Origin of the sequence: Mangrovicoccus sp. HB161399, from assembly GCF_013184745.1 — a bacterium.
GTDB lineage: Bacteria > Pseudomonadota > Alphaproteobacteria > Rhodobacterales > Rhodobacteraceae > Mangrovicoccus.
In genome coordinates this window covers 1-761 of record NZ_JAATVU010000282.1, presented here as the reverse complement: position 1 = coordinate 761, position 761 = coordinate 1, and the positions used below count along the sequence as shown (strand labels likewise).

1 protein-coding gene is annotated in these 761 nt (G+C 71.1%); it reads left to right on the top strand.

From position 1 onward, the window contains the following. Positions 1–379 precede the first annotated feature (379 nt). Positions 380–655 carry a DUF2312 domain-containing protein gene (locus tag HCC78_RS32900; protein ID WP_172332866.1) on the top strand — a complete coding sequence of 92 codons (276 nt, stop codon included), beginning with the start codon at positions 380–382 and terminating at the stop codon, positions 653–655. The last annotated feature ends 106 nt before the right edge of the window (positions 656–761 follow it).

The following is a 761-nucleotide window of genomic DNA, read 5'->3' as shown; positions in this document are numbered from 1 at the left end:
CAAGACACCCGGCCGCCACCAGCCCGCCCCTGGCCCGGGTTGGCCCCGCCGCTTCCACAAGGCGGCGGGGCCGCACAGACCGCTCCGGCGGGGACCTGCCGCCCAGTTCACGAGTTCACCCGTACCCCGCAACCCCGGCAGGCCCCCACCAGAGCGATCAGGACATCTCCGGCGCGTGGCCGGTTTCGAGGGCGGCCAGGTCGACGGACCGAACGCGGGGATACTCGCACCCCGCTGCCGCCCCTTCCGGCCACGCACCAGAGATGCCCGCCAGACACAGGAGACCGCCATGAACGACGGCACCACCATGACGATGACGGTCGGCGGCGCGACCGTCGGGCCCTTCACCGCGGACGATCTGAACGACGCCACCCGGCGGATGAAGGAGACGGCGGAGGACGCGGCCGAGAAGGACAAGGTCTTCCGGGTCACTGCCTCCGAGCTGCGCCAGTTCATCGAGCGCCTCGAGCGGCTGGCCGCGGAGCGGGCGGAGATCGGCGACCAGGCGAAGGCCGTCATGGCCGAGGCCAAGGCCCGCGGCTACGACCCGAAGACCATCCGCCGCGTGATCGCGCTGCGGAAGAAGCATGCCGACGACATCGCCGAGGAAGAGGCGGTGCTCGACCTCTACAAGGACGCCCTCGGCATGGCCTGACCCGATACCCCCGGCGCTTCCCCAATCGATCTGCGCGCCGGCACCTGCCCCGGAGCTCCGGCACCGGGGACCTTTCCAAGGGAGACATTTCATGACCGCCTGCACC